Annotated in this window: 2 protein-coding genes; both read right to left on the reverse strand. The window is 62.7% G+C overall.

The features are described from left to right. Window positions 1-418: 418 nt before the first annotated feature. A complete protein-coding gene (locus tag VGO04_RS31925) occupies window positions 419-1,543 on the reverse strand; it encodes a CobW family GTP-binding protein (RefSeq protein ID WP_414650643.1) in 1,125 nt (374 codons plus the stop codon). A 2-nt stretch (window positions 1,544-1,545) separates the two neighbouring features. Further along, a partial coding sequence (locus VGO04_RS31930; protein WP_327500004.1) for a xanthine dehydrogenase family protein molybdopterin-binding subunit occupies window positions 1,546-3,651 on the reverse strand: 2,106 nt, incomplete at its 5' end.

The following is a 3,651-nucleotide window of genomic DNA, read 5'->3' on the forward strand; positions in this document are numbered from 1 at the left end:
AGCTCAGGTCAATAATCATAGGTTTCTCCTGTCGTAGAGGGTCCGGTCGATGCGGGGCCGCGCGATGAACGCCATGCCGGCCGAAGCCGGGCGTGGATCCGCGATCTCAGGAAATGCCGAAGACGGAGGGAACGGGCCGGCGCATAAGCTCCCTGGGCGGGGCAACCGGGTGTTCCTTGTGTGATCAGCATCGACATCGCAGCCTCATCTTCCAACAGACGGTGAGCAATTGTCGGTGCTTCTACTCGCCTTCAAGAGAACCACTGCGCGTGATTTCTGTCAACACAAAAATGTCGTTAAGTTGTTGTTTTTAAATAGTTTTTATCAGAAAGACAGCAGCAACCGCCCGCGCTGGAGGGGCGCGGGCGGCTCAGACAGAAAGGCTTACGCAAGCGCCGTCCTGCGTGGAGACTCGCTGCTAAGGCACCAGGCATGCACGCAAGTTTCTGTCGATACTTTCGCGGTCGAGATTGCGGCCGATGAACACGAACTTCGACTTCCGCTTGTCTTCGCCCCAGGCATGATCAGGGCGGAAGTCGACGAGCTTGTGCACGGCTTGAAGCACGAAGAAGCGGTCGTCACCGGCAACGGAAACGATGCCCTTCGTGCGAAAGATGTCGCCCCCGTGTTCGCCGAGATAGGTCTTCAGGAAGCCGCCAAGCTTCTCACCGTCGAAGGCTTCGGGATAGACGAAGGAGTGGGACTTCACCGTCGCGTCATGCTGGTGTGGCCGAAGGGCGGTCGCGTGCGCGCGTCCATGGTCATGATGGTGGTGCCCATGGTCGTGGTGCGAATGGTCACAGCACGGTTCCTTGCAATCATGATGATGATGCTCGGCGTCGTGATCGTCATCCATGTCGATGTCGAGGATTTCCGCCCGCTCGCGCACATAGGACGGCCGGAAACCCTTAACGCCGAGGATGTTGGAGAGGTCGACCTTGCCGTAAGTTGAGCGAAGGATCGGCGCCGTCTGGTTGAGCCTGCGCAGCGAGCTTTCCAGCGAGCCGAGGGCTTTCTCCTCGGCAAGGTCGATCTTGTTGACGAGGATACGGTCGGCCGCGACGATCTGGTTGACCGCCTGGTTGTCGCTGCCGTCGAGCACGGGATCGTAGAGGTGCTGGTCGATATGCATCGCATCCACCAGCGTCACGACGGCGTCGAGCTCCACTTCGTCGGCGACGCTGCGGTCGACGAAGAAGGCGGTGGCGACCGGCGTCGGGTCGGCAAGCCCCGAGGTCTCGACGATGATGTGGTCGAACTTGTCCTTGTGGCTCAGGAGCTTCTTCATCACGTCGATCAGGTCGTTGCGTACGTCGACGAAGCAGCAGATGCAGCCGTTCTGCATCTGGAAGATTTCCTCGTCCGAGGCGAGCACCAGGTCGCTGTCGACATCCACCTCGCCGTATTCGTTCTCGATCACCGCAATGCGATGACCGTGACGCTCGGTGAGGATATAGTTGAGCAGCGTCGTCTTTCCCGATCCAAGGAACCCGGTCAGGATCGTGATCGGGAGTTTCTGCTGGCTCGCAGGCTCGATATGCATGTTCATGCGCCCTTCTCCCTCAAGGCTTTCAGGATGTCTTCCGGGGTGATCGGATAGTGGTGGAAGCGGACGCCGATGGCGTCGTGGATGGCGTTGGCGATGGAGGGGCCGATGGCGATGATCGGATCTTCGCCCACACCCTTGGCGCCCCAGGGACCGCCCGGATCGGGTGCTGCTTCGAGGATGATCGTCTCGATGTCGGGCATGTCCATGGAGAGCGGCATCTTGTAGTCGACCAGGCCCGCATTGAGTGAGCGGCCGGTCTTCTTGTCGATGACGTAGTCCTCGGTCAGCGTGTGGCCGATACCTTGCTGGATACCGCCTTCGATCTGTCCTTGAGCGGCGATCGGATGGATGACCCGACCGACATCGTGCACCGGCACGACCCGCTTGACCTCGACGATGCCCGTCTCCGTATCGACGTCCACCTCGGTGAAGTGCGCGGCGAAGGAGTAGGATTTCGTCGGCTCGTAGGTGCCATTGGCGACGATGTTGGCGGCTGGGATGCCACGCGAAGGCCCCATGGCCTCAGACACCGTCATGGAGCGATCGGGCTCGGCAATGAGGAAGACCTTGCCTTCGGAAAGGTCGATCTCCTCCGGCGAGACCTGCAGTTTCATCGCGGCCCTTGAGAGCACGGCCGCGCGCACCTTGCCGGCCGCCATCTTGGCTGCCGTGCCGACCAGATAGGTCGTGTGGCTGGCAAAAGCCCCGATGTCCCACGGAACCACGTCCGTATCGCCATGGATGACGCCGACGTCCTCGAAGCGGACCCCGAGCTCTTCGGCAACGATCTGCGCCAGCGCCGTATGCGCGCCGGTGCCAAGCCCGGCAGCGCCGGTCAAAAGCGTCACCGTGCCGTCCTCGTTGACCTTGACCGTGGCATTGCCCTGCTCCTTGATGCCTGGATAGGCGGACGAGCCGTGCATCTCGCAGCCGATACCCCAGCCCTTGCGGATATGCGGGCGCCTCGGATCCGGCGTCCGGTCGCGGTTCCAGAGCGCCTTCCAGTCGAGCACATCGATGCCGTGCTGAAGGCAGATTTCAAGCCCGTGACCGATGATCGGGTGGCCGGATGGCGCGATGTCGCCGGCGCGCACCACGTTCTTCAGCTTCAGCTCGGCCGGATCCATGCCGAGCCGTTCGGCGGCTTCGTCCATCTGGATGTCGAGCGCGTAGTAGCTCTGCACCACCCCGTAGCCGCGGAAGGCGCCGTTGATCGGGGTGTTGGTGTAGACGCAGCGCCCCTCCAGCCGCACGTTCTCGCAGCGATAGAGCGAGGTTGCGGCGGTCGTGCCGACGATGGTCACGCCCGGACCGTGCGAGCCATAGGCACCGGAATCGTAGACCAGCTTCATGTCGCGGGCGACGAGCGTGCCGTCGTTCTTGAAGCCCTGCTTCAGCCAGATCTTGCACGGGTGACGCGAGCGGCCGGCAACGAAGGTCTCATGACGGGTGAATTCCATCTTCACCGGCCGGCGGGTTTCCTTCGCCAGCAGCGCGCAGAGAAACTCGTGCTGGAAAAGGTCCTGCTTGGCGCCGAAACCGCCGCCCATATGGTCGACGAGCACGCGCACCTTGGTGAGCGGCAGGCCGAGCACTTCGGCAAGGATGCCGCGCACCATGAAGGAGGTCTGGGTCGAGGTCCAGAAGGTCAGCTTGTTGGAACCGTCCCAATCGGCGACGCAGACGTTCGGCTCCATGTAAGCCGGATGCGGCCGTCCACCGGCAAAGGTGCCTTCGAGAACGAAGTCCGCCTCGGCAAAGCCCTTGTCGACGTCGCCGCGGTTGACGCGCACCGGGTCGAGCACCAGGTTTCCGCCGGGGCCGACCTCATGGATCAGCGGCGCGCCGGGCCGGGCGGCATCCTCCGGCTCGAAGACGGCCGGCAGAGCTTCATATTCCACCTCGATCAGGTCGAGTGCCTCGTCGGCGATTTCCTCGCTGATCGCGGCGACGGCGGCGACACCCTCGCCCCAGAAGCGCACCTTGTCGTCGAGAATGTACTGGTCCTTGGTGCAGGAGGCCGAGCGCGGATGTGGCGAGCCGTAGTGCAGCACGCGCGGCACGGTCTCGTGGGTCAGCACCGCCTTGACGCCGGGATAGGC

It is taken from the genome of Ensifer sp. (assembly GCF_035999185.1).
In the GTDB taxonomy this organism is placed as follows: Bacteria; Pseudomonadota; Alphaproteobacteria; order Rhizobiales; family Rhizobiaceae; genus Ensifer.

Coding starts and splice junctions, on each gene's coding strand:
- VGO04_RS31925 (WP_414650643.1), bottom strand. CDS start 1,543: ATGCATATCGAGCCTGCGAGCCAGCAGAAACTCCCGATCACGATCCTG.